The organism is Paenibacillus tyrphae, from assembly GCF_000722545.1.
GTDB classification, from domain to species: Bacteria; Bacillota; Bacilli; order Paenibacillales; family NBRC-103111; genus Paenibacillus_G; species Paenibacillus_G tyrfis.
This window is the reverse complement of sequence record NZ_JNVM01000019.1, coordinates 1-26194: the sequence shown is the minus strand read 5'-3', so window position 1 is coordinate 26194 and position 26194 is coordinate 1. Positions and strand designations below refer to the sequence as shown.

The 26194-nt window shown below is 56.7% G+C and carries 25 protein-coding genes and 2 pseudogenes; 15 read left to right on the top strand and 12 right to left on the bottom strand.

What is annotated here, in order from left to right; all coding sequences use genetic code 11:
- Positions 1-106: 106 nt before the first annotated feature.
- The 3 genes and pseudogenes from ET33_RS37685 to ET33_RS22785 all read left to right on the top strand — a co-directional run.
- Positions 107-241: pseudogene (locus tag ET33_RS37685) on the top strand (sugar phosphate nucleotidyltransferase); the annotation flags it as partial.
- 186 nt (positions 242-427) lie between these two features.
- Complete coding sequence (locus tag ET33_RS22790) at positions 428-763, top strand: STAS domain-containing protein (protein WP_036687255.1); 336 nt, start codon at positions 428-430, stop codon at positions 761-763.
- Positions 760-1230 (top strand): ATP-binding protein, encoded by a 471-nt coding sequence (locus ET33_RS22785; protein ID WP_036687252.1) that lies wholly within the window; start codon positions 760-762, stop codon positions 1228-1230. The genes ET33_RS22790 and ET33_RS22785 overlap by 4 nt, the downstream gene beginning before the upstream one ends.
- Positions 1231-1350: 120 nt before the next feature.
- On the opposite strand, the gene ET33_RS22780 is transcribed toward ET33_RS22785, so the two are convergent.
- From ET33_RS22780 to ET33_RS22760, 5 genes are all read right to left on the bottom strand, one after another.
- On the bottom strand, positions 1351-2313 hold the full coding sequence (locus tag ET33_RS22780) for an ABC transporter permease (RefSeq protein WP_036687249.1): 963 nt from the start codon (positions 2311-2313) through the stop codon (positions 1351-1353).
- 4 nt (positions 2314-2317) lie between these two features.
- The gene (locus tag ET33_RS22775; RefSeq protein WP_036687247.1) at positions 2318-3394 is read right to left on the bottom strand and encodes an ABC transporter permease; all 1077 of its coding nucleotides are present in this window, start codon (positions 3392-3394) and stop codon (positions 2318-2320) included.
- Positions 3387-4946 (bottom strand): ABC transporter ATP-binding protein, encoded by a 1560-nt coding sequence (locus tag ET33_RS22770; protein WP_036687245.1) that lies wholly within the window; start codon positions 4944-4946, stop codon positions 3387-3389. Before ET33_RS22770 ends, ET33_RS22775 begins: the two co-directional genes overlap by 8 nt.
- Positions 4943-5995: a BMP family lipoprotein gene (locus ET33_RS22765; protein WP_036687242.1), complete on the bottom strand. Its 1053-nt coding sequence runs from the start codon at positions 5993-5995 to the stop codon at positions 4943-4945. Before ET33_RS22765 ends, ET33_RS22770 begins: the two co-directional genes overlap by 4 nt.
- A 122-nt stretch (positions 5996-6117) precedes the next feature.
- Positions 6118-7011, bottom strand: a complete 894-nt coding sequence (locus ET33_RS22760; protein WP_036687239.1) for a LysR family transcriptional regulator — start codon at positions 7009-7011, stop codon at positions 6118-6120.
- Between the two features lie 126 nt (positions 7012-7137).
- Here ET33_RS22760 and ET33_RS22755 point away from each other — a divergent pair, with 126 nt between their 5' ends.
- The 3 genes from ET33_RS22755 to ET33_RS22745 all read left to right on the top strand — a co-directional run bounded on the left by ET33_RS22755 (position 7138) and on the right by ET33_RS22745 (position 9938).
- The gene (locus ET33_RS22755; RefSeq protein WP_036687235.1) at positions 7138-7845 is read left to right on the top strand and encodes an ankyrin repeat domain-containing protein; all 708 of its coding nucleotides are present in this window, start codon (positions 7138-7140) and stop codon (positions 7843-7845) included.
- A gap of 30 nt (positions 7846-7875) precedes the next feature.
- On the top strand, positions 7876-9168 hold the full coding sequence (locus tag ET33_RS22750; protein ID WP_036687231.1) for a purine/pyrimidine permease: 1293 nt from the start codon (positions 7876-7878) through the stop codon (positions 9166-9168).
- Positions 9169-9254: 86 nt separating this feature from the next.
- On the top strand, positions 9255-9938 hold the full coding sequence (locus ET33_RS22745) for a class I SAM-dependent methyltransferase (RefSeq protein WP_051775535.1): 684 nt from the start codon (positions 9255-9257) through the stop codon (positions 9936-9938).
- Positions 9939-10163: 225 nt separating this feature from the next.
- On the opposite strand, the pseudogene ET33_RS22740 reads toward ET33_RS22745, so the two are convergent.
- Positions 10164-10478 (bottom strand): annotated as a pseudogene (locus tag ET33_RS22740) (Dps family protein); the annotation flags it as partial.
- A gap of 152 nt (positions 10479-10630) precedes the next feature.
- On the opposite strand from ET33_RS22740, the gene ET33_RS22735 reads away from it, so the two are divergent.
- The 4 genes from ET33_RS22735 (at position 10631) to ET33_RS22720 (ending at position 12872) form a co-directional block, all read left to right on the top strand.
- Positions 10631-11110, top strand: a complete 480-nt coding sequence (locus ET33_RS22735; protein ID WP_036687228.1) for a DUF948 domain-containing protein — start codon at positions 10631-10633, stop codon at positions 11108-11110.
- A gap of 146 nt (positions 11111-11256) precedes the next feature.
- Positions 11257-11610, top strand: a complete 354-nt coding sequence (locus tag ET33_RS22730) for an STAS domain-containing protein (protein WP_036687500.1) — start codon at positions 11257-11259, stop codon at positions 11608-11610.
- 27 nt (positions 11611-11637) lie between these two features.
- On the top strand, positions 11638-12087 hold the full coding sequence (gene rsbW, locus ET33_RS22725) for an anti-sigma B factor RsbW (protein WP_036687226.1): 450 nt from the start codon (positions 11638-11640) through the stop codon (positions 12085-12087).
- Positions 12084-12872, top strand: a complete 789-nt coding sequence (locus ET33_RS22720; protein WP_036687223.1) for a sigma-70 family RNA polymerase sigma factor — start codon at positions 12084-12086, stop codon at positions 12870-12872. Before rsbW ends, ET33_RS22720 begins: the two co-directional genes overlap by 4 nt.
- A 15-nt stretch (positions 12873-12887) precedes the next feature.
- Here ET33_RS22720 and ET33_RS22715 read toward each other — a convergent pair whose 3' ends face one another.
- A complete protein-coding gene (locus ET33_RS22715) occupies positions 12888-13496 on the bottom strand; it encodes a pyridoxamine 5'-phosphate oxidase family protein (RefSeq protein ID WP_036687221.1) in 609 nt (202 codons plus the stop codon).
- A 246-nt stretch (positions 13497-13742) separates the two neighbouring features.
- On the opposite strand from ET33_RS22715, the gene ET33_RS22710 reads away from it, so the two are divergent.
- Complete coding sequence (locus tag ET33_RS22710) at positions 13743-13946, top strand: hypothetical protein (protein ID WP_200879233.1); 204 nt, start codon at positions 13743-13745, stop codon at positions 13944-13946.
- 30 nt (positions 13947-13976) lie between these two features.
- Here the strand turns inward: ET33_RS22710 and ET33_RS22705 are convergent, their stop codons facing one another.
- The 4 genes from ET33_RS22705 to ET33_RS22690 all read right to left on the bottom strand — a co-directional run bounded on the left by ET33_RS22705 (position 13977) and on the right by ET33_RS22690 (position 18862).
- Positions 13977-14654, bottom strand: coding sequence for a CPBP family intramembrane glutamic endopeptidase (locus tag ET33_RS22705; protein ID WP_036687218.1), 678 nt, complete (start codon positions 14652-14654; stop codon positions 13977-13979).
- A gap of 349 nt (positions 14655-15003) precedes the next feature.
- A complete protein-coding gene (locus ET33_RS22700; RefSeq protein WP_036687215.1) occupies positions 15004-16488 on the bottom strand; it encodes a glycoside hydrolase family 26 protein in 1485 nt (494 codons plus the stop codon).
- The gene (locus ET33_RS36615; RefSeq protein ID WP_235206792.1) at positions 16485-17390 is read right to left on the bottom strand and encodes a phosphatase PAP2 family protein; all 906 of its coding nucleotides are present in this window, start codon (positions 17388-17390) and stop codon (positions 16485-16487) included. Before ET33_RS36615 ends, ET33_RS22700 begins: the two co-directional genes overlap by 4 nt.
- Positions 17391-17410: 20 nt before the next feature.
- Complete coding sequence (locus ET33_RS22690; RefSeq protein ID WP_081890441.1) at positions 17411-18862, bottom strand: ABC transporter substrate-binding protein; 1452 nt, start codon at positions 18860-18862, stop codon at positions 17411-17413.
- 210 nt (positions 18863-19072) lie between these two features.
- Between ET33_RS22690 and ET33_RS22685 the strand changes: the two genes are divergently transcribed.
- The 4 genes from ET33_RS22685 (at position 19073) to ET33_RS22670 (ending at position 24525) form a co-directional block, all read left to right on the top strand.
- Positions 19073-19618 carry an RNA polymerase sigma factor gene (locus ET33_RS22685; RefSeq protein WP_036687213.1) on the top strand — a complete coding sequence of 182 codons (546 nt, stop codon included), beginning with the start codon at positions 19073-19075 and terminating at the stop codon, positions 19616-19618.
- Entirely contained in the window at positions 19615-21195 is a 1581-nt protein-coding gene (locus ET33_RS22680; protein ID WP_036687210.1) for an ABC transporter substrate-binding protein, read from the top strand. Before ET33_RS22685 ends, ET33_RS22680 begins: the two co-directional genes overlap by 4 nt.
- 10 nt (positions 21196-21205) lie before the next feature.
- Positions 21206-22606 carry an ABC transporter substrate-binding protein gene (locus tag ET33_RS22675; RefSeq protein ID WP_036687208.1) on the top strand — a complete coding sequence of 467 codons (1401 nt, stop codon included), beginning with the start codon at positions 21206-21208 and terminating at the stop codon, positions 22604-22606.
- A gap of 161 nt (positions 22607-22767) precedes the next feature.
- Positions 22768-24525: an endo-1,4-beta-xylanase gene (locus tag ET33_RS22670; protein ID WP_051775532.1), complete on the top strand. Its 1758-nt coding sequence runs from the start codon at positions 22768-22770 to the stop codon at positions 24523-24525.
- A gap of 272 nt (positions 24526-24797) precedes the next feature.
- On the opposite strand, the gene ET33_RS22665 is transcribed toward ET33_RS22670, so the two are convergent.
- Entirely contained in the window at positions 24798-25982 is a 1185-nt protein-coding gene (locus tag ET33_RS22665) for an alpha/beta hydrolase family protein (RefSeq protein ID WP_036687206.1), read from the bottom strand.
- Between the last annotated feature and the right edge of the window lie 212 nt (positions 25983-26194).

Here is a 26194-nt window from a genome sequence, read left to right as displayed (position 1 = left end):
TATGAAAGCTGCCAGTTTATGTTTCATAGACCAGGCGCCCGGTTAATCATAGGTATCGAACGAAAGCGACGAAACACTAGACCAACAGAGAGATGCAGGTGAAATGATGAATTCCCAAGCATGTGTAGCTTTGCTGCTTGCCGGCGGGGAAGGCCGTCGGTTGGGTGCGTTGACCGCATCCAAAGCGAAACCGGCGGTTCATTTCGGCGGCGCTTACCGGATCATCGATTTTGGCTTGAGCAAGCCGTAAAAAAGCGCACATGGCGGAGCCGGTGCACATGTCGTGACGCAGCGGATTAGAACATGGGCAGCATTACCCCGGCTGCTTTTCGGTGAATCAGCAAGGTTCTCTGCGGAGTGCCGTGAAAAACTTCCTAAAATCTGCTATCCTACAAATAATCATGGATTCAGAGGGAGGTAAAAGCGGATGGACAGAGACGCGCAGAAGTTCCATGTCAAAGTGCTAAGTACACCGGAAGCGAACGTGTTGTTCTTATCCGGCGAGCTTGATTTGAGCACGGCCGAGCAATTCCGTTCCGTCGTGGAGCCGCTGGCGGGTCAGCGGACGGTGCCGCTCAAGCTGAACTTGCGGGAGTTGACTTACATTGACAGCACGGGGATCGGGGTTTTCGTCTCCGTGCTTAAGAAACGGCAGCCGGAGGAGGCGTCGTTTGCCGTACAGGAAGTGCCGGCCAAAATCCGGCGGCTGTTCGACATGACCGGGTTGTCCCGTTACCTGACGTTTGAAGGGGGCGGGCTATGAAAGGGCAAACGGAGGCCGGCTCGAAAACCGTCGGTTTGTGTGTGCCGCTTCGGGCGGACGATCTGGACACGGTCCGGCTGGCGCTGTATGGCGTGGCCGTACGGGTAGGATTTTCGTACGAAGCGATCGAGGACTTGAAGGTAGCGGTAACGGAAGCGTGCAATTATGCAATCCTGCAAGCCGGTGAAAGGGAACCGCTGCCAATGCTGCGCCTAACGTTCACGCTGCGGGAGACGGAGCTCAAGATCAGGATCGGAACGGATTCGCGGGATGTTACGTTCGAGGAAGTGCTGCGTCCCGTGAAGCTGCCGCCGGAGGGGACGGAGGGCTTGGAACGTCTTGAAGAGTCGCCGATCGGCCTGTATCTGCTGCAGGCGTTGGTGGATGAGCTTCGGGTGGAGCCCGGAGGCGAAAGCGAAGGCGCGTCGGAAGCTATCGTCCTGATCAAGCGGTTTGCGGCCGGGTGAGCGGGTTTTCCGACTGTGGAGCGGATAGAATGTTACCTTTAATCGAAAAGCCGCATCCCGGCTGCGTGGATCGCAGCAACGATCGCAGCGCGGGGGATGCGGCTTTTTCGCATGTCTCGGTTATCGTTTGCCCGGGTCGTACGGCTCGCCGAGCGATGCAGGAGGATAGGCGCGGCCGACGGCGCCCGCCAGCACCAGAATCGTAAGAATGTAGGGGAGCATGTAGATAAACTCCATCGGAATCGCTTGGGAGACCGGGAACAGCTGCACGAAGTTTCTGATTGCTTGGGCGAAGCCGAAGAAGATCGCCGCTCCCAAAGCACCGAACGGATGCCATTTGCCGAAAATCATCGCGGCCAGCGCAATGAAGCCTTGCCCCGAAATCGTGTTGTGCGAGAAGTTGCTCGTCGTTGTGAGCGTGATCGTCGCGCCGCCGAGCCCGCCCAGCGCGCCGCTCAGCAGCACCCCGATATACCGCATGCGGGTAACGTTTACACCAAGCGTGTCCGCGGCTCCCGGATGCTCGCCGACCGCGCGCAGGCGCAGGCCGAACGGGGTTTTGAACATCGCGTACCAGCCCAGAGCGACGGCGGCCAATGCCAGATATGTCGTCGGGTAAGCGGTGAATACGCCGTAGCCCAGCAGCGGGACGGAAGCCAGACCGGGAATGGCGACATTGTGAAACACGGCGTTCAGCGTTTCGGTTTGTCCGGAGCCGGCGAACAAAATTTTGACGAGATAGACCGTAAATCCGGCGGCCAGAAAGTTTATGACGACGCCGCTGACGACTTGATCGGCTTTGAAAGTGATCGAGGCGACAGCGTGAATGAGCGAGACGAGCATGCTGACCAGGATGGCCGCCAAAAGGCCGATCCAAGGCGCGCCGTCCGCGAAGCCCGCCTGCTCGGCGTACCAGGCCGCGACCGCGGAGGCGAACGCGCCGGAGATCATCAGGCCCTCCAGGCCGATGTTGACGACGCCGGAGCGTTCGGAGAAGATGCCGCCCATGGCCGTAAAAATAAGCGCGGTCGAGAAGACGAGCGTCGTATGGATCAGCTCGCCGAGAATGCGAAGCGCATCCATCCGTTTAGGCCACCTCCCCCGGCTTGCGTCCGGCCCGCAGCGGCTTCAGAAGCCAGCGGATGATCCCGTGCGAGGCTACGAAGAAGATGACGGTGCCGATGATCACGCGGATGATTTCCGGCGGCACGTCCGCGCCGAAGCTCATCCCGGCCGAGCCGTACGTCAGCGTGCCGAACAAGGTGGCGGCGAGCACGACGCCGAGCGGATGGTTGCCGCCGAGCAGCGCGACGGCGATGCCGTCGAAGCCGTAGCCGGGCGATGCGGCGCTGATCACTTGGTAGTGGAAGACGCCGAGCACCTCGAACACTCCGGCAAGCCCGGCGAAGACGCCGCCGATAAACATCGCCCGTACGATCCCCGCGTTCACGTTCATCCCGGCATACTCCGCCGCAGACGGGCTGTGTCCGACCGCACGAAGCTCGTAGCCTTGGCGTGTCTTCCACAGGAGGACATAGAACGCGACGGCGGCGAGCAGCGCAATCGGGATGCCGAGATGCAGCCGGGCGTTGCCGAACAGCGCGCTAAGCGCGTTCAGACTGATCGAGGCGGTGTCATGAATCAGAAACGAGCGCTGCTGGCCGGGCTGAAGCAAATAGCGACTGACGATGTAGTTGCCGAGATACAGCGCGATCCAGTTCAGCATAATCGTCGTAATCACCTCATTGACGCCGCGCCGCGCTTTCAAGTACCCGGCGATGGCTCCCCACAATCCTCCGAGCACAGCCCCCGTTACGATGGCGAGCGGCGCATGAAGCCAGAACGGCAGGGCCAGCTTGACGCCGATCCAGGTAGCGCCGATCATGCCCATAATGAATTGTCCTTCGCCGCCGATATTGAACAGACCCGTCCGGAACGCGAAGGCGACCGACAGCCCTGTCAGCAGGAGCGGGGTAATCTCGCGGACGGTCTCCCCGATGCTGTACGGATCGCCGACGACCTTCTCGATCAGCGACGCGTAGGCGGTGAGCGGATTATACCCGCCGGCCAGCATGATCAGGGCGCCGACCAGCAGCCCGAGCACGATGGCGACCAGCGGAACGAGCGCCGAATCCTTGGTCATGACACGTATGGCTTTAACCATGCTTTTCACCTCCGGAGGTTGAAGGAGCCGCCGTTTCGGCTGCGCGTCCGGAGCCGGACATCATCAGCCCGAGCTCGCGGTCGGACGTGTGAGCCGGGTCGGTTTCCCCGACGATGCGGCCTTCATAGATGACGGCGATGCGGTCGGACAGCTTCAGAATCTCGTCCAGCTCCAGCGAGAGGAGCAATACGGCTTTGCCTTTGTCCCGCTGCTCCAGCAGCCGCTTATGAATGAACTCGATCGCCCCGACATCGAGCCCGCGCGTCGGCTGCGCCGCGATCAGCAGATCCGGGTTCAGATCGATCTCCCGCGCGATGATCGCCTTCTGCTGGTTACCGCCCGACAGCGCCCGCGCCGGAGTGCGGAGGCTCGGCGTCCGCACGTCGAATTCGGAGATCAGCCGCTGCGCCTGACGGTCGATCGCGGCATAGTCGAGAAAGCCTCCGCGGTTATAGGCGGAGGTATAGTATGTCTTGAGCACCATGTTCTCGCTCATCGAGAAATCCAGCACGAGCCCGCGTTTATGCCGGTCCTCGGGGATGTGCCCGAGCCCCGCCTCCGCGATGTCGCGGGGCGAGCGGTTCGCGATCCCGCGGCCACCGAGCGCGATGTGGCCGCCGTCGATCCCGCGCAGCCCGGCCAGCGCTTCGATCAGCTCGCTCTGGCCGTTGCCGTCGACGCCGGCGATGCCGAGAATTTCCCCGGCGCGCACCTCGAAGGTGACGCCGCTGAGCACGGACAGGCCACCGGGTCCCCGGGCGGTCACGTTCTCTACGCTCAGAACCGGCGCGCCGATGGCGGCAGGCTTCTTATCAAGCCGGAACGAGACTTCCCGGCCGACCATTTTGGCCGCGAGCTCGTCCGGGTTCGTGTCCTTGACGGCGAGTGTATCGATGACCTTGCCGCGGCGGATGACGGTGACGCGGTCCGCGATCGCCATGATTTCCTTCAGCTTGTGCGTAATCAGGATGATCGATTTGCCCTCGGCCACCAGCTTGCGCATGATGTCCATCAGCTCGTGAATTTCCTGCGGCGTCAGCACGGCGGTCGGCTCGTCGAAGATGAGGATGTCCGCCCCCCGGTACAGCGTCTTCAGGATTTCGACGCGCTGCTGCATGCCGACGGAAATGTCTCTCACCCGCGCACGCGAATCGACGCGCAGTCCGTATCGGGCGGACAGCTCGGACACTTGACGCGCCGCCTTCCCGTAATCGACCTGAAGTCCCCGCCTTGTCTCCTGCCCGAGAATAATATTTTCCGTCACCGTGAACGGCTCCACGAGCTTGAAATGCTGGTGCACCATGCCGAGACCGAGCTGAATGGCCGTTTTCGGATTGACGATCGCGACCGGCTCGCCATTGATGAGGATTTCGCCCTCGTCGGGCTGATACAGCCCGAACAAAATGTTCATCAGCGTTGATTTGCCTGCGCCGTTCTCGCCGAGCAGGGCGAGAATCTCGCCTTGACGGAGCGTCAAGCTGATACCGTCGTTGGCGACGATGCCCGGAAATCGCTTGGTGATGCCGCGCATTTCCACTTTCACGCCGCTCATTTTTCGGGAACCTTGATCTCGCCTTTAATGATTTTTTGCTTGTATTCCTCGACCTTTTTGAGCACGTCGTCCGGTACGTTCTTCTTCGATGTGTCCGGCAGGCCAACGCCGTCGTCCTTGAGGCCAAGCACGATGGTTTTGCCGCCTTCGTATTTACCGGAGATCAGATCGTTCGAGATGCGGTAGACCGCCTGATCGACGCGTTTGACCATCGAGGTCAGCGTCACGTCGTCGCCGAATAGCTTCGACTGGTCCTGATCGACGCCGATGACCCATACTTTATTGCCGGCCTTCAGCCGGTCCTTGGCTTCGTTGAACACGCCGCCCCCGGTTGCGCCCGCCGCATGAAAAATAATATCCGCCCCGTCGTTATAAACCGTAGAAGCGGCGGCTTTGCCGAGATCGGGCTTGTCGAACGCTCCGGTATAGTTGATCGTCAGCTTGGCGCTGGGATTAACCGCGGCCACGCCGGCCTTGAAGCCGGCTTCGAAACGCTTGATCACCGGAATGTCCATCCCGCCGATAAAGCCGATTTTGTTCGTCTTGGTCATCAGACCCGCCACGACGCCGACTAGATAAGAGCCCTCGTTCTCCGCGAACGTCACGGACTCCACGTTTGGCGCGTCCACGACGTTGTCGATAATCGCCAGCTTGGCATTCGGGTTTTGCGTCGCTACCGTCTTCATCGCATCGCCGATGATGAAGCCGATGCCCCACGTCAGGTTAAAGTTGCCTTTAATCATTTGGGTTAAATTCGGGATGTATTCCGAATCGCTCTTGCTCTGCAAATATTTCACCTGCGCCCCGGTATCTTTCGCAAGCCGCTGCAGCCCTTCCCAAGCGCTCTGGTTAAAAGAGTTGTCGTTGACGCCGCCAAGGTCCGTGACCATGCCGATATTGAACTTCGCGCCCGCCTTCGTGTCGCCGCCCGCTGCCGGAGCACCGCCGGCCCCCGCGTTGTTAGGCGGCGCAGGCTTCTGGCCGCACCCGCCGAGCGTCAGCCCGAATGCCAACACGCCGATCATGCCAAGGGATATCCATCGTTTCATCGTTTATCCGTCCTCCCGTAATGGAATGCCAAATAAGCAAAGCTTGGAGTATAGTATTCTCCAAGCTTTGCTTCCTTATGTCATTGCTGGAAAACGGAAGGACGGGCCCCAAAAATGAACCGCTAGTCCTTGTCGGAAAAAGGAGCTTCGCCCGTCAGCTCGATGAAGTTCTGCGCCGCCTTGGACAAGTAATGGTCCTTGAGCCAAATCAGCACGGATGACGAGGTGATATGCGTTCCCGCCAGCTCGTACACCCGCACGTCGAAGCCGCGGTGCAACTGGAGCACCGATTCCGGCACTAGCGTGGCGGCGAAGTCCGAGGAGACCAGCTCCAGCAGCATCGCGATGTCGGAGCATTCGGACAAGACGTTCGGCTTCATCCCGTGCCGGGCGAACTCCTCCACGATCATTTGATACACGCCGAGTCCTTCCGTGCTGGGGAGGATCAGCGGCTCCTGCCCGATCTGCTCGAACGAAGCCGCCTTCCCATCCAAGGGGCTGCGGCGCCGGGAGGTGACGTAATAAAACTTTTCTTCCCGCAAATGCCGGATCGAGAAATCGCCGAGGTCCAGCGGAAAGCGGACAATCGCCAGCTCGATCGCCCGTTCCTTGACCAGCTTGCAGAGCTGGGCCGATTCGTTTTGTTGAATTTTGTACGTCATCGCCGGAAACTTCTCGCGAAATTTCCGAAGCAGCTCCGGCAGCCTTCCGTCCGATAACGTGTTGACCCCGATGCTCAGCTTGCCGGTCAATCCGTTTCCGGCTTCTTTGACTTCGATCTGCGACTCCTCGAACAGCTTCGTGATGTGCAAGGCGCGTTTGTACAGCAGACGCCCCGCTTCCGTAAGCTCAAGCTGCCGTCCCTGCCGCTCCAGCAGCGTTACGCCAAGCTCCCGCTCCATCAGATGAAGCTGCTGGCTGAGCGGCGGTTGGGCCATATGAAGTCTTTTGGCCGCCGCCGTAATTTGCCGTTCCTCTGCAATCGCAATGAAATAACGCAGCTGCCTGATGTCCATCGGAACCACCCGCCTAACTATATGATAATCATATGGAAAATCAATAATATTAATATTTTTCGTATAGACAAAGCTCATGTTAGCATAAGAAAGCAGAGAAGCAAAATAGGAGGCAGGAGCGGACCGATGCGATGGATGTGCTTGGTAATACCCGTCATGCTGTTGACCGGCTGCCAGGAGTCTGCGAAAGCGCCTGCAACCGGAATTGTTCAAGTCCAATCTAAGGGAGATGTGAGGCAGATGAATGAAGCGCTGATTGCCGCCGCGGAGCGCGGAGATACGGCTGAGCTCCGAAGGCTGCTCAAGGCAGGAGCCGATAAAAACGCGAAGGACCCGCAGGGCCGCACGCCGATGATGGCTGCGACTTATGCGAACAAGCCGGAGGCGGTGAAGCTGCTGATCGAAGCGGGAGCGGACGTTAATGAACGCGACAATCGGCTGAACAATCCGTTCCTGTATGCCGGCGCCGAAGGCTTGCTGGACATTTTGAAGCTGACGATCGAGGCGGGGGCCGACCCGAAGCTGACGAACCGGTATGGCGGCACTGCACTCATTCCCGCCGCCGAACGCGCACATTTGGACGTGATCCAGGAGTTGTTGACGTGGACCAAAGTCGATGTCAATCACATTAACAACTTGGGCTGGACGGCGTTGATGGAAGCGGTCGTGCTCGGCAGCGGGGGCGAGAAGCATCAGCAAGCCGTCCGGCTGCTCGTGGAGCATGGGGCGGATGTGAACATCCCGGATAAGGATGGCGTGACGGCGCTTGCGCATGCGAAGCAGCGCGGGTTCGGCGAGATGGAGCAAATTTTACGGAAAGCAGGGGCGCGCTAGCCCCTTTCTATGCATTTGGGAGGAAACATCATGAGAAAGCTTGCCCTCGGCGGCAGCTTGAGCACCTTACAGTGGTTTATGTTTTTGCTTGCGAATTCGATTGCTTTGCCGGTCGTCATCGGCGGTATGTTTCATTTGCCGCCGGAGGAAATTTCCTCGCTGATGCAGCGGACCTTTCTGGTCGTCGGCCTCAGCTCGTTTCTGCAGGGCTGGATCGGCCACCGGTACCCGATTGCCGACGGTCCCGCGGGCTCATGGGTCAGCGTCTTCGTCATCATGGCGGACGTGGCCGTCAAGCAGGGCGGGAGCGCGCAGGACATGCTGCCGCTGCTCGAGGGAGGCGTTGCCATTGCCGCTCTGCTGCTGGTCGTTCTGGGCCTGAGCGGCTGGGTCCACAAGCTGCTGTTTTTGTTCACGCCGCTTGTTACGGGAACGTTCTTGTTCCTTCTGGCTTTGCAGCTTAGCGGCGTCTTCGTGAAGGGCATGCTCGGCCTGCAAGGGGCGGCCGTTCGTCCGGACCCGGTAACGGCAATGGTATCCATCGCCATCTTCGGCCTTGTGGTCCTGCTGTCCGTCAAAGGCCGGGGCTGGGTGAAGCAGTATGCCGTGATGATCGGCATTATCTCCGGCTGGGCCGGTTACGGCCTGCTCGGCCTCAGCGGCGGATCGCCGGCCGCGGCAGCTCCGCCGGTTCAACTGCCGGGGCTCTTCGCTTGGGGAACGCCGCAGTGGGACGCGGGGATCGCGCTCACCGCAGCGTTGTTCACGTTTATCCTGCTGTCCAACACGATCGCCGCCGTAACGGCGGTTCGCGATGTGATGCCGGAGCCTGCCCGGGACCCGAAGCGGACGCTGAACCGCGGCGTTTTCGCGGGAGGCTTGTCCCACGGCATCGCCGCGCTCTTCTCGACGATTGCCGTCGTTCCGCTACCGGTCACGGCGGGCTTTATCCGCATCACGGAGCAGACCCGGCTGCGCCCGTTTCTTGCCGCGGCGCTGCTGTTCGCGGGGATTTCTTTCGTCCCCGCCGCGGTGCGGGCCGTCGCTATGCTTCCCGGACCGGTAGCGAGCGCCGCGCTGCTTGCTTCCTTCGTGCAAATGATCGTCATCGCCATGCAGTCGATCTCGAAGGAAGCGCTGGACCTGCGTCGGCTGACGATCTTCGGCATCACGCTGGTATGCAGCGGCGGATTGATGTTCTTGCCTGCGGAGGCTTTCCAGGGGCTGCCGCCGATGCTGGCGTACATGTTCGGCAATGCGCTGCTGTTCGGGACGATGCTGGTGACGCTGCTTGAGCAGTTATGGAGGCCCTCGGAGGCGTGAGCGAAGTACCCCGGCTTCCACCGTGATAGTCTATAAAATCGTTTTGCACGTATATATGGTAAAAAGCTCAAAAGGAGCCGTTTTCCATGCCAACAAGCGATTTTCGGGAGATGCCGCAGGAGGAGCGGCTGCGCCATGTCCAGAGCATTCTGGCCCGGTACCATGCCGTGCGGGAGAGAAGCCCGTATCTGGAAGCCTACAAAGAGGCGGAAGCCGGTTATTGGTATCCGCTATTGTCCGTGCTGGATGTGGCGTTAAGAAGCGGGAACAAGAAGGTGCTGGACATCGGCACCGCATACGGAACGCTGCTGCTGTACGGCGTCCTTTGGGGAAACGAAGGGTTCGGCATCGATATGACCGACGCCTACTGGTCCAAGGAGCTGGAAGCGGATTATCCGATTTTGTGGTCGAAAACGAACATCGAAGTCGAAGCGGTGCCTTGGCCGCATTCGTTTGACGTCGTCATTTTCACGGAAGTGCTGGAGCATATGAATTACAATCCGGTCCCGGTTTTTCAAAAAATCCATCAATGTCTGGTCCCCGGTGGTCTGCTGCTGATCTCCACCCCGTGGTCGAGACATTATACGCCGAATCATCGCTGGCCGGACGTGTTCGACTTGCCCTATTATCAAGAAGGCGACGCGTTCGTCGATGCCGAATGCAAGTACTATACGATTGACGAACTGGTGGCGCTGAGTCTGCATACCGGGTTCGCGATCCAATTTCTCCAGCTCTACCAAGGGCATTTGCTGGCAGGGCTTGTAAAATAGGTAAGGACGGAGGTCACGCACCTCCGTCCTTGCCGTGTACGCCCAGCATGGGCGTCATCTCTAGGGTGCGAGTCCCGAACGGGGGCTGGCGAACGCCAACCGTTAGCCAAGAGCAAGGGTGTCTGCCGCGAGGTAGAATCTGAAGGAAGCTGGAGGCAAATGCACGAGCCAAGGTACACAAACTCAATTCGAGGCAGGATTAGTCGGATGAGTCACCAACGGCTTCTCGTGCTCCTTGATCGTGGCCGCCGCGGCAATCTCCTTCGTCGTGGATACCGGCTGGCCTCCGACCGAAAGCAGCCGCTCCGCGAACTGGTCCATCGTCAGAGCCGCTTCTTCGTACAGCTCTTCGAATTTCACGTGCAGCGCATAGAAATTCGGGCCCTTCACATACCAATGATGCTGGTGAATTTTGATATGGAGCACGGCCCAATTGGCGACCTGTCGACCCAGGAGTGCGTGCAGTCCGCTTGTTTTTTTCCTATCCTTTGCGTTCTTGGCCAGTTTCGCTTCCTTTTCCTTCTCCAATACGTTAGCCATGTTGGTTACTCCGCTTCGTCATGGATTGTCCTGCCTGTGCCTTCTTACCCCGCCGCAGCGGGAGATGAAACACAGGTTTCAAGCAGGACCGCGCCGGGTAAGAACATTCCAAGCTAGGCGCGAACCGCATTCACGAAAGGGTGGAGGAGATTATGATAATTGAAATCAGTGTGGCCGTCCTTGCGTTGGCCTTCGCGGCGCTGGTCGTCTTTTTGATCATGACCTTGCGTTCCTTGTCAACCGTGCTCATGCAGACCAACGAGACGATCCGGGAGCTTCAGCAGCAGGTGAACGGAATCAGCAGAGAAGCGACGGAGGTGCTGCGGCATACGAACGAAGTGACCGTCGATGTCCGCAATAAGCTGCACTCGATCGATTCGGTCGTCTGCTCCGTCAAAAATATCGGCGATGCGGTACAGGAAATCACCTCCTCGATCAAGCAAGCCTCGGCCTCGGTAGCGGGGAGTATCCTCACTAAGGTGGTGAAGGAACGGCCAGCAGCCGGAGGCGGGCCCGGCAGGGATAAGGTTGCGACGGTTATGCAGGCAGTGCCCGTGGCGATCGAGCTATGGCAGGCGTTCCGCAGCCGCAAACCGCAAGTGAGGCGGCAGACTTATCCGCAGCAGGCCTGAGCCGGGGTCCGGCCCCAGCCGTCCGAAAATTCCGTCCGTTCTGTTTCATGCGTCCGGCCCCGGGGTAAATACCATACAAATTCGTAGAATGCAGCACGGCTCTTGGAGCAGACAAGCTGCGAACGGGGAGGAACTACGCGGGTATGATGAATAAAGAACAATCATTTCATGTCGACACGCAACGAACCGAACACGCCAATACCGTGTATTTGCACGGTGAGCTCGATTTGTCCAAAGTCGCGGATTTGCGCTGCGTGCTGGATACGTTCATCGCGGATACGAACCGCAAGCTCGTGCTGAACCTGAACGGCCTGCAGTATATTGACAGCACCGGCATCGGTGTGATTGTATCGGTATTAAAAGCCCGAGATGTGCTGGAGGCGCCGTTCGAGGTGCAGGAGATTCCGCCGAAAATCAAGCGGCTGTTCGATCTGACGGGTATCACCCCGTTTTTGCAGCCGAACGAGGCCGCCGGGAAGCCCCAAGCGCGTGTTCATTAACGGATAGGAAAGGAAAGAAGAAACCGTATGAAACCCGAATCCCATGTTGTTAGTCTCACTGTGCCTGCGGAAGCGGAATTTATCGACTTGGTCCGCTTGACGCTTTACGGCATCAGCTCCAAGCTGGGCTTCTCTTACGAGGAAATCGAGGATATGAAGGTGGCCGTCGCCGAAGCGTGCAATAATGCGGTGGTGCATGCTTATGAACCGGGCAGTCCGGGCATGATGGAGGTCCGCTTCGAGCGAATCGAGGATGGGCTCCGCATTGTGGTCAAGGATCACGGACCGAGCTTCGATTATGTCGAGAAGGCGCGGCGAGCCGGATCGCTGCACGATAAGTCGCTGAGCGACATCAATGTAGGAGGCCTCGGTATTTATTTGATGCAGGCGCTCATGGACGATGTCGAGGTCAAGACGGGCACCGGCACGGAGGTTATCTTGACCAAGCGGGTGTGCAGGAGCGAGGAAATGGTATGAAAATGAATTCGGAGCGATTTGCCAATGCGAGTGCCGAGGAGCTCATCGTAAGGTATCAAGAAACCGGCTGCAACGAGACGGCTACGATTCTGCTGCAGCAGTACGAGCCTATGGTCAAGATGGCAGCAGGCAAAATGTCACGCAATCGCCCCGATCTGTTCGAAGACCTGTACCAAGTGGGGCAAATGTCGGTATTGAAGCTGCTGAAGCAGTTCGATCTGTCGATGGGCGTGCAGTTTGAAGCCTATATGATGAAAAGCGTCATCGGCCATATGAAAAATTATTTACGCGACAAATCCTGGTATGTCCAGGTTCCGAGGCGAATCAAGGAAAAAGGCAATCAGATTCAGCAGGTCGTGGACATGCTCACGGTGAAGCTGGAGCGTTCGCCCAATATCGATGAGATCGCCGCGGAGATGGAGCTGTCGGTCGAGGAGACGATCGAAATTTTGGCCGGACGCGATTATTATCACTATGTCTCGCTGGATACTCCGCTATCCACAGAAGATAACGGATCGACGATCGGCGATGTGATCGGCAGCCCGAGCGACGCATATCTGCGGGTGGAGAACCGCCTCGCCTTGCAAGAGGCGCTCGTTCATTTGAAGCCGGAGGAGCAGCAGGTGCTGCATCTCACCTATGTGGAAGGCCAATCGCAGCGGACGATTGCGAATCAGCTCGGCGTTTCGCAGATGAGCGTGTCGCGCATTCAGAAGCGGGCCCTCGACAAGCTGAAAAAATATTTTACCGAGCCGGGAGCCGGCGATATCGGTTTGGGTTCATAGACTCGCCCTTTGCAGCTAAGGGCGAGTTTTTTCGTTGTCGCCCCGTTCGTCCTCGAAGGGAGCGTATTCGGCGATCCGCCGGCCGAGCGGCGTCGGGATGCCGTCCATACTGACGGTGTTTTTGCTGCGCCAGTAATCGTTCAATTCGTCGTCGCGTTTGATCGCGGCCCATCGCTGCAGCGTATCGCGTTCTTTCTCGTACGTGTAAAAGGGAACGCTGAACCCGCAGGAGGTTTTCACGGCGTGAACGTCGACGCCGATAATTTGCCGCGCTCCGGGAAGCAGCTCGAAGCGGGGCGCCCACGTCTCCCAGTCGGGGGTTCCGGGCAGGATGACGCGGCCCTTTCCGTACAGCCTCAAGATGAGCGGAGGCCCTTCGAACGCAACGAACATCAGCGTAATCCGGCCGTTTTCCTCCAAGTGCGCGCTCGTTTCGTTCCCACTGCCGGTCAAATCCAAATAACCTACCTCGGTCGGCGAGACGATTCGAAACACGTCGTATCCTTTGGGCGAGAGGTTCACATGGCCTTCCGCCTCCAGCGGGGCGGACCCAACGAAGAAGAGGCGCTGCTTGCGAATAAACGCTTCATGCTCGGGAAGCAGGGCCGAAAACATTTTTCCCATAGGCGAGATCTCCTTTCCTTACGTTTTTTCATTTGTGTAACAGTATGCGCCCTTGGAGCTTGTTTGGGAAATACGCATTACATATTCCGTTTATAGGGATTGCCTATCGTTATGGGGAAGGCGCATCGGACAGGCCGCGGCCTCTTCCGAACGGCCGCTTCAGGCGGACGGGCTTCGGGTAATAATGCTTAAAGCAACACTTATCTGTCCATTCAGGCTGCGACTAATCCGCTGGGATTCGGCAACGTGTTGGAAACGTTTTCGGATAAGGAAGAGGCGATCAGAGCGGCGGAGCAATTCTGCAAAATGCTGTCGGCGGCCAAAGAGTGCGGCTATTACTTGGACAACGGGCATTTTGTGAAGCCGGAGCGGGAGCGTATCCCGGTTGCCTTCTGCTTAAAGGCGAATATCACAGAGGACTTGTGGATCGAGCATCTGAACCGGGGCTAACGGCCCCGGTTTTGCTTTGTCGGCATAAGGCTAGCTCAGATAGAGGAAATATATGCACATGATGCCCGCATTCACGAGGCTGTGGCTCAGAACGGAGCCGGTCAGCGAGGCATGGCGGAGACGCATCCAGCCCCAGAAGAGACCGGCGGCGAAGACGGGAAGCACCAACGCGATATTCCAAGGGTGCTCGAAGATCGGCACGATCGACAGCACATGGTACAGGCTGTAGAACAAGGAGGTCAGAAAGACGGCCATGGCGGGGCTTACTCTACCGTCCGTCAGCTTCCTAAGCACATATCCTCTCCAGTACGTTTCCTCCAGCAGCGGGTTCAGCACCAGCAGCACCAGCACCAGCCCTATCGTATGCTCTCCGGAAAAATGCCACTCCTGCAGCAGCCCTTTTAGCCGCGGGATATTCAGAAACAAAGGATGAAACCAGACGGCTGCGGCAACGATTGCCCCGAAAAACGCCGCGCCCGAGCAGATGCCCAGGAGGATATCGGTCTTTTGCCGCTGCCGCTCGGTCTGAATCTGGGAATCGGCGAAGGTTCCTGTTCGGCGGCGGAGAATGAAGCTTCCCAAAGGAACCAGCAGCAGCCAGCCGTAGAACAAAGCGAACGTGAGCGGGACACTGCCCATCACCTGCAGTCCGGCCGCAATCATGACCGTCGGGCCAAGGAATAAAATGGCAAGCTTGAATCGGTCCATATCCGTTATCTGTCACCCTTCTGTTCCTGTCTTCCGTCCATCATAAACGTCACAGTTTGGTCATGACGAGTACTAACTTAAGCTAGTACTCTCTGTTTTTGTCCTGACAGGTACTACAACGCGAAAAAACCGGTACGTCTGCGCTGAGGCAGAGATACTGGTTTTTTTCAATGATGCTTTATCCTTTGGAGGAGGCTACCGCGTGGTCGGCCTGATCGATCACCTTGTGGGAGGTGTTCTGTGCGTTATCAAGGGCGCGGTGGCCGACTGACTGGCTTGCCTCTTTTTACCCTTGCAGGGAAGCGATGAAACAAACGGGACGGCAAGGGACTGCCCACAGCCTCCGGGACTACTTATATTCCTGCAAATGCTGACGGAACCGCTCGACCACCTCCGGCGTTTCGTCCAGCTTATATTTGCGGGCCGGCCGGTCATCCGGATCGAAATCCGTATGGCTCCACCAGATGGCCGCTTTCAGCTTGGGATATTTTTTTATGTCCTTGAACATATGATCCACCCACTGCGCTTTATCCCCGCCGACCGAGCTGGAGGCAAATTCCGTGATCATCAGCGGCTGTTCGAACCACTTGCTGTATTGGGCGTACAATGGCGAATACAGCTCGTCGAACGTGCTCCACTGCTCGCCCGGGTAATAGGTGCCGGTATTGTAAGCGGTCAGCCCGACCACGTCCACGTAGTCGTCGCCCGGATAATAAAGCAGCGGATGATTCCACTGGAACTCGGGCTTGGACGAGTGATTCGGGTTCCATACCCACAGCACGTTATCGACGCCCTGGCTCCGGAAAGTCCGGTAAATATATTTCCAGACCTCTGTATACAGCTCCGGGTCCTTGGAGTTGTGATAGGCGGAATAAGGCACCCAGTCCCCGTTCATCTCGTTGTTCAGCCTGAACAGCAGGGGATGGCCGAACGCCTTGATGTCCTGCGCGTATTTCGTGAAAAACTCGTCGTATTTTCCGTTCAAAATGTCATACATCACGCTGGGATTCTGTTCGCCGAACCGCATCGTTTGTAGCGTTAACTGGACCAGGCGGTTGTCATCGTAGGCGTTTTTCAAATCGTCCGCCGGAAAGCCCGTCGATAAGGACTTGTACAGGATCATTAGCCCAAACTTATAGTCCAGCTTCTGCTCCAGCGCATGAAGAAGATCCATTTTACCCGGAGCCGACCGCTCGTAGATTCCCCATTTCAGCCCGTCCGTCATAAACAGCTTGCGGTACGCTTCCGCCGTTTCCTGATTTGTTTTGAGCGGCGCCTTCTTCGTCACCGTGCCAAGCTCCGGCTTGTCCCCCTGAGGCGGAATAACCCGGAACGAGTTCACGATCTCCTCGTCATTCATGATGGGCCGGGCGGATTTGATCGCGATGGTGTACACCTCTTTGTCGTTCTTGACAATTTCCGCGCTGGCATAGTAGGGCTTGTCGTTCTCTACGTGCTTGAGCTTATCGCGCTCCCATTTCAGCATATGGACGGACAGGCCGCCGACCGTCTTGGTTTCGTTCTTGGTCACGCGATGATCCTTCGTATTCTCGATAAAACGGTTGCCGTACCCGATATACGTGGCGGCGTCGGATATGGTACCGTTGAAATTATCGTAATACACGTCGATTTGGGTCGTTTCGTCGCACAAGCGCGTTCGGACCCCGGGCCAGGAACGGTCGACTTTCATTTGCTTCGGATAGCTCATCTCATACCCATAAGGCAAATCGGTATACGTCGCCATAGGCTCGGAAATCATGGATCGAGCGATAAAAACGCCGAGCAGAGCGGCCAATACGACGCCGGAAATGAGGTACGTATTTTTGAGCTTCATCCGGCTCTTCCTTCCGCTGCCGCATAAAGCTTGTTAAACCGGGCGGGGAGGAGCTTGCATCCCCAATAGATGACGGCATCCGCAAGCTTGACGACGCCGTAGGCAAACAGCATACCTGCAATGACATCAAGCACCCAGTGGATCTGCAAATACATCGTCGAGAAGATGATGGCAGAGCAATAAGTCACCATGACGTATTTGAAAATACGGTCCCGCTCGCGCAGCGCCAGCAGCAGCATCGCGAATGAAATCGACGTATGCATGCTTGGGAAGCAGTTCATGACATTCGTCAGCAAATCGTTTTCCGTGGCGAACTGGCGGCCGAGTAAATCGGGCTGCCCTTTCACCCACCACACCTCGCGCAGTAGGATCAAGTGATAGAACGGCAAAATAAGCGGGAATTGCAGCAGATGGCCCGACAAGGCGTAGGACAGCATTTTTTTCACGCTGCGGGTCCAATAGCTTCGCACGATGCAGATCCAGAGCGAGAGCACGAACCCGTAGTTATAAATCCATACCATGATTTTATCCAGCCTCGGATGGCTGACCGTCCGGGCCCATGCCGCATCGTTGAACGGAATACGATTCATCAAACTATCCCAGTTCCAGACGTGAAGGTTATTCTGAAACATCCGGTAGGCGATAGACCACCAGATGCCGTTCCCGGAGCCGTAGAAATAATAGAACACGCCGAGAAGCGGAACTCCCGCCGCCAAAAATTTTATCCATTCGACGTCAACCTGGTCCTTTCGTACCCCAACCAGGCAGATCAAAAGCAGAACCCAGCACTCCAAGGTCCAGCCGCCGACGGTGCCGATGCGCCAAACCAAGTAAATCGATGCTAAAATACCGCACATCGTCCAGTCGATTCCATTTGTCCATCGTCTTGACTTCTCCGACATCGTTCGATTTCCCAACCCGGCTAGCCCTGCCCTTTCTGTTCCGTATTTTTTTGTTCCCGTTTGGCTTTGCTATAAATGTCCTGGCCTTTTTCCTGCATCGTTTTGAGAGCTTCGTCGACCGATTTTTTGCTTTCGACGACGGCTTGCACCTCCGCTTGGCCCATTTGGTCGAAGGCAGAGTAGAACGACGCCGGCACCGGCTCCGCGCCTTTCGGATAGCCGTTTCGGACCAATTTCAGCATCGTGAACGGTTCAAGGCTGCGGCCGTCCCGTTCTTTGATATAGGCTGTTCTGGAGGACAGTTCACCCGGACTCGAGGAGGACACCGCTTTCGCTACTTCCTCACCGTTGATATATTTGAGCAATTCCCAGGCTGCCCGCTGGTTGGGCGAATCGACATGGACGGCAAAAAACTTCGAAATGGACACCGAATCCGAAGCCTCCGGGTTTCTCGGATCGACCGGAACGGTCACGATATCCCAGTTGACCGGTTTGACGTCCTTGAGCGAATCCTTGGCCCGCAGAAGCGTCTCAATATAGTACGATCCCTCGATGGACATGGCGGCTTTACCGGTGGCGAACAAGTCTTGCTTGAAGATGTCTTCCATCGTCATTCCCGGTTCGATTGGCTTGCTGTCTTTGGCATTATAGATTGCTCCTGATTTCACGGCATCTACGGCCAGGGTCAGCGCCTTTTTCCAGCCGTCGGATTGGAGGGTCACCGTTCCTTTTTCCCGGTCAAGGACGGACAAGCCCAGGGTGGACCCGATCCCCCTCATGTATTCGTATCCGACCGGCTTGCCGTCGTTAAACTGGTAGTACGAGGCCATCCCGTAGATGCGCTGCTCTCCCTGTCCGTTGGTCGGAAAACGTTTGGCAAGATCGAGCACATCTTCCCACGTCATCTGGTTTTTCGGTAGCGGCACACCGTGTTTCTCGAACAGATCCCGGTTATAAAACAGCGCTTTGCTAAAAAAGGAGGGGGCCAGCCCGTACAGCTTGCCGTCGCCCATGGACTTGATTTGTTCGATGACGGTCGGCATCATGCTCTCGACATCGAACTTGTCCTGACGAATGACATCGTCAAGCTGAAGCAGCTTGCCGTCGGCAGCCCATTGCTCGAACAATTCGGGCGTCGGGAGTAAGAGCACGTCGGGTTTTTCTTCATCAACCAATTTTTGGTATTCTTTCTTGGTGTCTTTTCCCGGATCGAAGATGTTTTGCATGGAAACCACCTGTACGTCGATGTTCGGGAATTTGGCGGAGAACAAGGTGCCATACATCTGAGAAAAATAATTTTTGTCGAAAAAAAGCACCTTGATGCTCGCTTTCTCGTCCTTGCCCAGTTCCTTTAACGTTACGGAAGATTTGACTCCTTCGCCTCCGGCGAGCTTGTCCGAGCTGCATCCTGTCATTGTGGCGGCCAGGGATAAAGCCAGCCCCGCCGGTACCCATTTAGACCATCGTTTCATTTGCGATCCCACCCATTTCCGAAGTGTAGTGACGATGCGTTTTCGTCCCACCTTCTGTTTTTTTTGTTGTCAAGCAGTAGACGGGGGATTCTTGGATTCGTTCCGTTGGGCGTGAATATTTTTGTGAAAGAGGCGGCGAGCTTAAAATTTTTCTATAGAAGGGAACCTTTCTTCCGTTGCTTCGTCCAATTCCATGTGAGGTGAACCCGGGTGGCCTTTGAATACTTAAAATCGATGTCCGGCGGCTTGGATAAAAACGCCGCTCTTTCGGACATCATGCTGGCGTACGGTGAAGACGTATGGAACTATGCCTTTTTCCTGTCGAAGAACCGGACGTTGGCGGACGATGTGACGCAGGACGTGTTCGTACGGGTGTACGAGCGGTTATATACGTTTCGCGGCGAGGCCAGCATCAAGACATGGCTGCTCGCCATTACCCGCAATCTGGTGCGCGATCATTGGCGGTCGGCGTGGATACGCCGCGTCATTCCTTTCGGCATTCTGCGCCAGGAAGGCCAGGAGCCGTCGGCGGAATCGCAAGTGATCGGCCTGCTTGCCGAGGAGGAAGTGTGGAACACGGTGCTCGGCTTGCCCTACAAGCTGCGCGAGGTGCTGCTGCTGCATGCGCACCATCAGCTGTCTTACGCGGAAATCGCGAAGCTGCTGAACGTGTCCGAAGGCACGGTTAAATCTAGACTTTCCCGGGCGCGCGCCAAAGTATCGCAGCAGCTCGGCGAGGAGGGGAGAAAGGCATGACGAAACGGCTCGAACCCGAACATTGGGAGAAGCATCTGACCCGGCTGCAGCTCAGACAGGGCGGCTTTTCCAAGGAACTCATGCATAAGGTGAAGGAGCGGGTGGAGACGAAGCAGCCGCCCGTCGGAAGCAAACGCTGGCTCCGCTGGAGTCCCGCGGTGGCGTGCGTGCTTGTGCTGGCGGTCGGATGGACCCAGGCGGACCGGCTGATCGAGGGATTATCCAAGCTGTCCAAGCAGAAGGCGGCCCTGGAGGCAATGGACCCGAATAAGGAGAAGACGCTGAAAGTTTCGTTTGTTCATGAAACAACGTTCATGATGCAATATGGTAAAGCGTTTACGATCCGTTACCCGAATGTCACCGTCAAGGTAGAGACGGGAATCGGAAGTGAACCCTATGCCGCAATCAGGACCAATCTTGAGGAACAACTGGAAAAAGACAAACCCGACGTGCTGGCGCTGTCGCTGTCCGAATACGCGCAGTTGGCCAAGGAGGGCAAGCTGTACGCGTTGGACGACGTGATCCGGCAGGAGGGCTTCGATCTGCAAAATATACATGCCGGCGTTGTCGACAGGCTTCGTACCGAGGGCGGAGGCAAGCTGTACGGGATCGCGCCGGAATATGACCAGCGCGCGCTCTTCTACAACAAGGAGCTGTTTGACAAATACGGGATCAGCTACCCGAAGAACGGCATGAGCTGGGAGGAGCTGCTGCAGCTCGCTTCCCGGTTTCCGGCGGCCCCGAATGCAAAGGACCGGGTCTACGGTTTGGTCACACGCGCTTATTCCGGTCCATTCGGTTTGGTACAACAGGCGGGGCAGGCCAAGGGACTGAGCATCCTCGATTCTTCAGGCAAGCAGGTCACCGTCAATACGCCGGAGTGGCAGAAGGTTTGGACAGCCGTGCTGGATGCGGTCCGTGGCGGATATATTTATGAGCAACCGCCGCTGGAAAAGTTGTCTACAAGGGAAGATATGTACAGGGCCAATCCGTTCATGACAGGGCAAGCGGCGATGACGCTGCAAAGTTACGGCTTCGTTAAGGATTTGAACGAGGCTTCGTCCAGATACAAGATGTCCTCTGTTCCATGGGATGTCGTGATCGAGCCGACGGATCCGTCCCGGCCGAACGAATCGTCTTCCTTCTCGGTCCGCACGATCTATGCGGTGAATGCGGCCTCCGAGAACCGGAGGGAGGCATGGGAGCTTGTCAAGTTCATCAACAGCGAGGAAATGGCTCGCAAAATGCTTACACAGAGTATCGGCAGCGGTACTTCGCCTTCGCGTTTATCGAGTCTTTCTGCGGTCAAGGGGCAAGAAAAGCTTGTCGAAGCGTTCACGAGCCTTCGTCCGCCGGCGGAGTCGCAAGAGACTCCGGGCGTGCCAACAGAGTTTTATTCAGCCTTCCAGGAGCTTGCGACGCAGTTGTCCAAGGATGTGTTGAAAGGCAAGAAGACGGTCTCCCAGGCAACACGGGAGCTTCAAGATAACGGACAGCAGGCGCTGATTCAGGCGAAAAACGCAGCACAGAAGAAGCCGGTCAAAGCCCAGGCGGCGGTGGACGGCGGGACACCATAGGGGGAGAGCCATGAATCGGAGCGGAACGACAAGAAATCGGAGGAACAAGCTGCTGCTCCCTCTGCTGGCGGGCGCACTGGCTTGGAGCGCGGCCGGCTGCAATGATGCGCCGGCTGCGGCCCCGCCGGAACGGACGAAGCTCAAGGTGGCTTATTTCAACCAGGAAGCGTTTGACAATCTGTACGGTGATTATTTTATGGTCAAATTCCCCCAGTTTGAGGTGGAAGTCATCGCAACTGCAGAAACGATGGGCCCCGGCAAAAATCCGCAGAAAGAGATGGACAAGCTATTGGACGAGCAGAAACCTGACCTTATTATTACGGGTTTCTGGGAGTATCAGCGGCTCGCGGCGACGGGCAAGCTGTACGAGTTGGACTCGTTTATCAAGCAGGACAAATTCGATATCGAAAACATGCTTCCGACTGCTATTGATTATTTGCGCGCCAAGGGGAGCGGCAAGCTATACGGGCTTGCCCCCCAATTTTCCAGTACCGTGCTGTTTTACAATAAAGGACTTTTCGATCAGTACAAGGTGTCGTACCCGACAGAAGGCATGACTTGGGATGCCCTGTTTGAGCTGGCAGGCAAATTCCGAGGCGCGAAGAACGAGAAGGACCAGATTTACGGATTTCATCAGCCGTTTAAGATGTCGAAGTTCTCGATGATCCAATCGATGGGATGGGACATGGGTCTCAATGTGACGGATGCGAAGGGACGTACCGTCACAATCGACACGGAGGCTTGGCAGAAGGTATTCTCGCAAATTACGGAAGCTTGGAAGAACGGCTCCATGCCGGTGATTGTCGGGAAGAACAACAAAGGTCGCTGGGATAAGGAAGATGTCGATTCGGACTTGTTCAGTCAGGGAAGGGCGGCGATGACCATAAGCAGTCCATGGCAGATCGACCAACTGCAGCAAAGCGGCTCCAAGATCGATTGGCAGATTGTGAGGCCGCCTTCAACGGACGGCAGCAGTTCATGGCAGCGGGGATTTAACCTGCACCCGGTTTTTGCGATCGGCGCAGGGTCTGATCAAGCGGACAAAGCTTGGAAGGTCGTCCGCTATTTCAACAGTCCGGAAGCAGCCAAAGTCGAAACGAAGACCTCCAAGGAGTTGATAACCCGATTGGGCTTCGTCAATACGGTAGACGGCCGCAGCATGGAGCCGTTTTATCAAGTGAAGTATGACGATACGCTTGGAACGGGAATGGAGATGAACCCGAATCCCCCCTCGCGTTTTTACGAGGAATTCGATAAGAAGGCGGACGAGCAGATTGAATGGATTATGACCGGAAAATCGACGGTGCGGCAGGCGCTGCAGCAGCTTCAAAGGGAAGGCCAGCAGGTGCTGGATGAAGCATGGCTGGCGGAGCCTCCGGAATCGGGAACGGACGGGGGAGCAGCGAAATAGCACTGCCTGCCATCCGTCATCAAAGCAGATAAGCCCAGCGACCTGTCCGCTGGGCTTTGCTTTGTGCAGATCCATCGTAAAAAAAGACATGGAAAAACCTAGAAACGCGCCTTATAATTGGGTTATTACGACCAATTCACAATAGGGGAAGGGGTTTATTGATGATGACGAGAAGCAAACGAAGCTTCAAGCTCGGCGCAGTATCTTTGCTGCTGCTGCAGCTTCAGCTTGTTTCCGTAATGCCGGGGGCCGCTTCGGCCGAAGTAGCCGATGTGCCGTTGGCTCCTGCGACAGTCGATTTGATCCGGGGGCACGATTGGACCCGATTTTCAGGAGCAACTGTGGCCGGCGATGAAGTGACCGTTACTGGAATAGGGCGGGCCATCATCCCTTGGGGCAACAATTTGTCGCAGCCGACGGTCAGCAATCCGCCGATCAATTTGCGCGGTCCGGTTTTGAACGTATCGGGCGATTTTTCGGTAAGCTTTCAAATCGTCTCCTCCCCCGGCAAAAGCGCCGGGCTCCAGTTGTACGGTACGCTCCCGGTCATCCAGGACGAATGGCGGCAGGAAGGCAAGGCGGTATCGATTATGTTGAAGAACGGCAAACTAACGGCTGCCGTCTATAACGGCTCTTCCGCCGATCCGAAGAAAGCGGCTTTTAATTATACATCGGCCGGAACGCTCGATGTCCGGCTTCTGGTCAAGAGCGGCAAACTCGCATTTTACGTAAATCAGGCCAAAGTCGGAGAAATGGCGGACCCCGGAGTGTTCGCGGATGGCAAAGTGTATTTCGGTGCCGATGCGGACGTCGGCAGCTCGTTTACGCTCAAGTCGCTGACGGCTCAAGCGGAGGGTAGCGCCTCGGCGGTAACGGTAAGCGATCTGGGGATCGCTGCCGTGCCGCAGAGTGCGGACTCGCTGCGGGCACTGGCGCGGACAAATGCGCCGCACCTGAACATCGGTACGGCAGCGGCCGTCATCCCGACCATGACGGATTCCGCTTACCGAAGCATTCTGGGACGGGAGTTCAGCATCCTGACACCGGAAAACGATATGAAGTTTCAGTTCATTCATCCGCAGCGGAACGTTTACGCTTTTGCGGAAGGGGACAGCTTAGTCGAATTCGCGGAACGCAACGGTATGGCTGTTCACGGTCATGCTCTGGTCTGGAGCGAGGCGAATCCCCGTTGGCTCACGCAAGGCAACTACAGCGCCACCGAGCTCCAGGCCATCATGGAAGAGCACGTGAAGACGGTGGTCGGACGGTACAAGGGCAGAATCAAGGAGTGGGACGTCATCAACGAACCGCTCAAGGACGAGAAGTTTAACGTCAATCTCGGCTTGCGGGATTCGATTTGGTTCAAGGCGATGGGCGAGAAGTTTCTGGACATTGCGCTGCGCGCCGCTCACGAGGCCGACCCGGACGCCAAGCTGTACATCAACGAGTATGGCTGCGAGGCGGAGGACGACAAAGCGGACGCGCTGTATAAGCTCGTCCAGCGGCTCCAGTCGCGCGGGGTGCCTCTACACGGCATCGGCTTCCAGGTTCACGAAGATATCGGCAAAGACAGCGACGGGACGTACGATCCCGTATCGGCGAACGAGTTCAAGCGCACGGTCAAACGTTTCACCGATCTTGGCTTGGAGGTGCGGGTATCGGAGCTGGACGTAAACATGCATGGCAAGGTCACGGACACGCTGCGCAGCAAGCAGGCGGAATATTTCAAATCGATTCTGGCGCTGACCAAAGCGAATAACCGGTTTACGTCCTACGCCATGTGGGGATTTACCGACCGCTATTCGTCGCTTCAGCCTGAGGGCGAATACAACGTATTCGGCAACGGGCTCATCTACGACGAGCATGATGCGCCGAAGCTTCCGTACCACAAAATAAGCGAAGCGCTGCAAAACCCTTAAGCACGTGCTCCGGCGCTTGTCGAGAAACCCGCTTCGCATAGAAAACTCTCTGCATATGCCGGTGGGGTATATCCCTCCAGCCGCTCTTGAAACCCATGAACTTGATTAGAATTAGCGGTATTTTCACGGGTTTCAAAGGCTGACGTAAACTCTTACGGGATATACCCCACCTCTATTGGTCTGAGATTTCTCTTCAAGAGGTTCTCAACACTCTGAACGCTCCGGATTTTTCCAGAGCGTTTTTTGCGGCCCGTCAGTGCTGGCTTCCCGCCTTATTGCTTCGGGCTGCCGAGACCGTCCATCACATCGTCCAGCCACTCGAAGACACGTTGATTAAACAGGAGCAGCGCCCCGAATTGGCAATGCTCTTCGCTGCCATCTTCCGCCGTGAAGAGCATGAACGTTTTAGGGCACGTAAGCGCCTCGTAAAGCTTCATCGGCTGGCCGGCGAAGAAATGATCGGCCTCCGCTTCGCATACGAGTACGGGACATTTAATTTTATCCGCAATGCCTTCCAGTGTGAACGGCTGCGTTTTTTCGATCAGCTCAAGGAACGTTTTCGCCTGGAACGTGAACCGGCCGTTATCGACAGCCCAACGGATGCCGGTATTGTTGGCCATCAGCTCCTGGATATAGGTCTCCAGCTTGAAGTCCACGTTTGCTCCCTTGGGGGCCATTTCGCCGAATTGGAAGGTGAACAGGCCGTCGTTCGCGATACAAGCAGCAAGGCGGTGCTCATACGCTGCGGCCCGCGGCGCCAAAAATCCTCCGAGACTGATGCCCATCAGCGCAATCCGCTGCTTATCCACTTCCGGCCGGGTATGTAAATAATCGACGACCGGCGTAATCACCTTCTCCCAATCGTGGCGAAACGGAATGCGCTGCAGCCGAATCGTCGCGCCTTGTCCCGGCCCTTCGAACGTCAGACAGTTGTATCCCCGCTGAAGCGCCGCCGCCGCTCCTCCGAAGTAAAGCTCCTCTCCTGTGGAATCGTAGCCGCCGTGAATAATTAACGTTGGCCGGGGCGCGTCATCCACCCGGTAGAAATATCCGGGCAAACTGGTCCCTTCATAAGGAATCTCCACTGACTCCACGGGCCAATCCATAAGCGGGATCGCTTGGCGGAACGTGCTCCGGCTTTTTTCCCACGTTTCGAGCATGCGCGGGTCATCCGGGGTGCCGTGCAGGAAAAACTCTGCGGTACGGTAATAATTGGACGCCCGTAAAAACGACTCCCGCGCGCTGATCCGCTTGCCTCGCGCCAGGCTGTTGGCAGCTTGGGCGTGAATGCGCTCCGCCGTTTTGTACCATTCGGCATACCAGCTTTCAAAATTGCTCTCCTCGATCCGGTAGCAGGTCGCCAAACATTCGCCGATATCCGCGCCTCCGTAAGGGGCGTAGCTTAACGTACGAAGCAGCTCGAAGGAAAAGGTAGGATCTTGAAAAATAAGTTTCATCACAAATTTCTCCTTTGTCGCGGTTTGATGAATGTTGATTGTTCTATAGGTTAAAATTAACCTAGGTAAAATATAACCTATAAATTTTATTCTGTAAATAAAAAAATAGGTTATTTTTAACCTATTCAAAGTGTTGAGAAAGAGTTTTTGACTGAAATAGAGATACAAACGGAGGTGGGGTATCTACTGTAGGAGCGATAGCGTTCGCCTTT

Coding starts and splice junctions, on each gene's coding strand:
- ET33_RS22790 (WP_036687255.1), top strand. CDS start 428: ATGGACAGAGACGCGCAGAAGTTCCATGTCAAAGTGCTAAGTACACCG.
- ET33_RS22785 (WP_036687252.1), top strand. CDS start 760: ATGAAAGGGCAAACGGAGGCCGGCTCGAAAACCGTCGGTTTGTGTGTG.
- ET33_RS22780 (WP_036687249.1), bottom strand. CDS start 2,313: ATGGATGCGCTTCGCATTCTCGGCGAGCTGATCCATACGACGCTCGTC.
- ET33_RS22775 (WP_036687247.1), bottom strand. CDS start 3,394: ATGGTTAAAGCCATACGTGTCATGACCAAGGATTCGGCGCTCGTTCCG.
- ET33_RS22770 (WP_036687245.1), bottom strand. CDS start 4,946: ATGAGCGGCGTGAAAGTGGAAATGCGCGGCATCACCAAGCGATTTCCG.
- ET33_RS22765 (WP_036687242.1), bottom strand. CDS start 5,995: ATGAAACGATGGATATCCCTTGGCATGATCGGCGTGTTGGCATTCGGG.
- ET33_RS22760 (WP_036687239.1), bottom strand. CDS start 7,011: ATGGACATCAGGCAGCTGCGTTATTTCATTGCGATTGCAGAGGAACGG.
- ET33_RS22755 (WP_036687235.1), top strand. CDS start 7,138: ATGCGATGGATGTGCTTGGTAATACCCGTCATGCTGTTGACCGGCTGC.
- ET33_RS22750 (WP_036687231.1), top strand. CDS start 7,876: ATGAGAAAGCTTGCCCTCGGCGGCAGCTTGAGCACCTTACAGTGGTTT.
- ET33_RS22745 (WP_051775535.1), top strand. CDS start 9,255: ATGCCAACAAGCGATTTTCGGGAGATGCCGCAGGAGGAGCGGCTGCGC.
- ET33_RS22735 (WP_036687228.1), top strand. CDS start 10,631: ATGATAATTGAAATCAGTGTGGCCGTCCTTGCGTTGGCCTTCGCGGCG.
- ET33_RS22730 (WP_036687500.1), top strand. CDS start 11,257: ATGAATAAAGAACAATCATTTCATGTCGACACGCAACGAACCGAACAC.
- rsbW (WP_036687226.1), top strand. CDS start 11,638: ATGAAACCCGAATCCCATGTTGTTAGTCTCACTGTGCCTGCGGAAGCG.
- ET33_RS22720 (WP_036687223.1), top strand. CDS start 12,084: ATGAAAATGAATTCGGAGCGATTTGCCAATGCGAGTGCCGAGGAGCTC.
- ET33_RS22715 (WP_036687221.1), bottom strand. CDS start 13,496: ATGGGAAAAATGTTTTCGGCCCTGCTTCCCGAGCATGAAGCGTTTATT.
- ET33_RS22705 (WP_036687218.1), bottom strand. CDS start 14,654: ATGGACCGATTCAAGCTTGCCATTTTATTCCTTGGCCCGACGGTCATG.
- ET33_RS22700 (WP_036687215.1), bottom strand. CDS start 16,488: ATGAAGCTCAAAAATACGTACCTCATTTCCGGCGTCGTATTGGCCGCT.
- ET33_RS36615 (WP_235206792.1), bottom strand. CDS start 17,390: ATGTCGGAGAAGTCAAGACGATGGACAAATGGAATCGACTGGACGATG.
- ET33_RS22690 (WP_081890441.1), bottom strand. CDS start 18,862: ATGAAACGATGGTCTAAATGGGTACCGGCGGGGCTGGCTTTATCCCTG.
- ET33_RS22680 (WP_036687210.1), top strand. CDS start 19,615: ATGACGAAACGGCTCGAACCCGAACATTGGGAGAAGCATCTGACCCGG.
- ET33_RS22675 (WP_036687208.1), top strand. CDS start 21,206: ATGAATCGGAGCGGAACGACAAGAAATCGGAGGAACAAGCTGCTGCTC.
- ET33_RS22670 (WP_051775532.1), top strand. CDS start 22,768: ATGATGACGAGAAGCAAACGAAGCTTCAAGCTCGGCGCAGTATCTTTG.
- ET33_RS22665 (WP_036687206.1), bottom strand. CDS start 25,982: ATGAAACTTATTTTTCAAGATCCTACCTTTTCCTTCGAGCTGCTTCGT.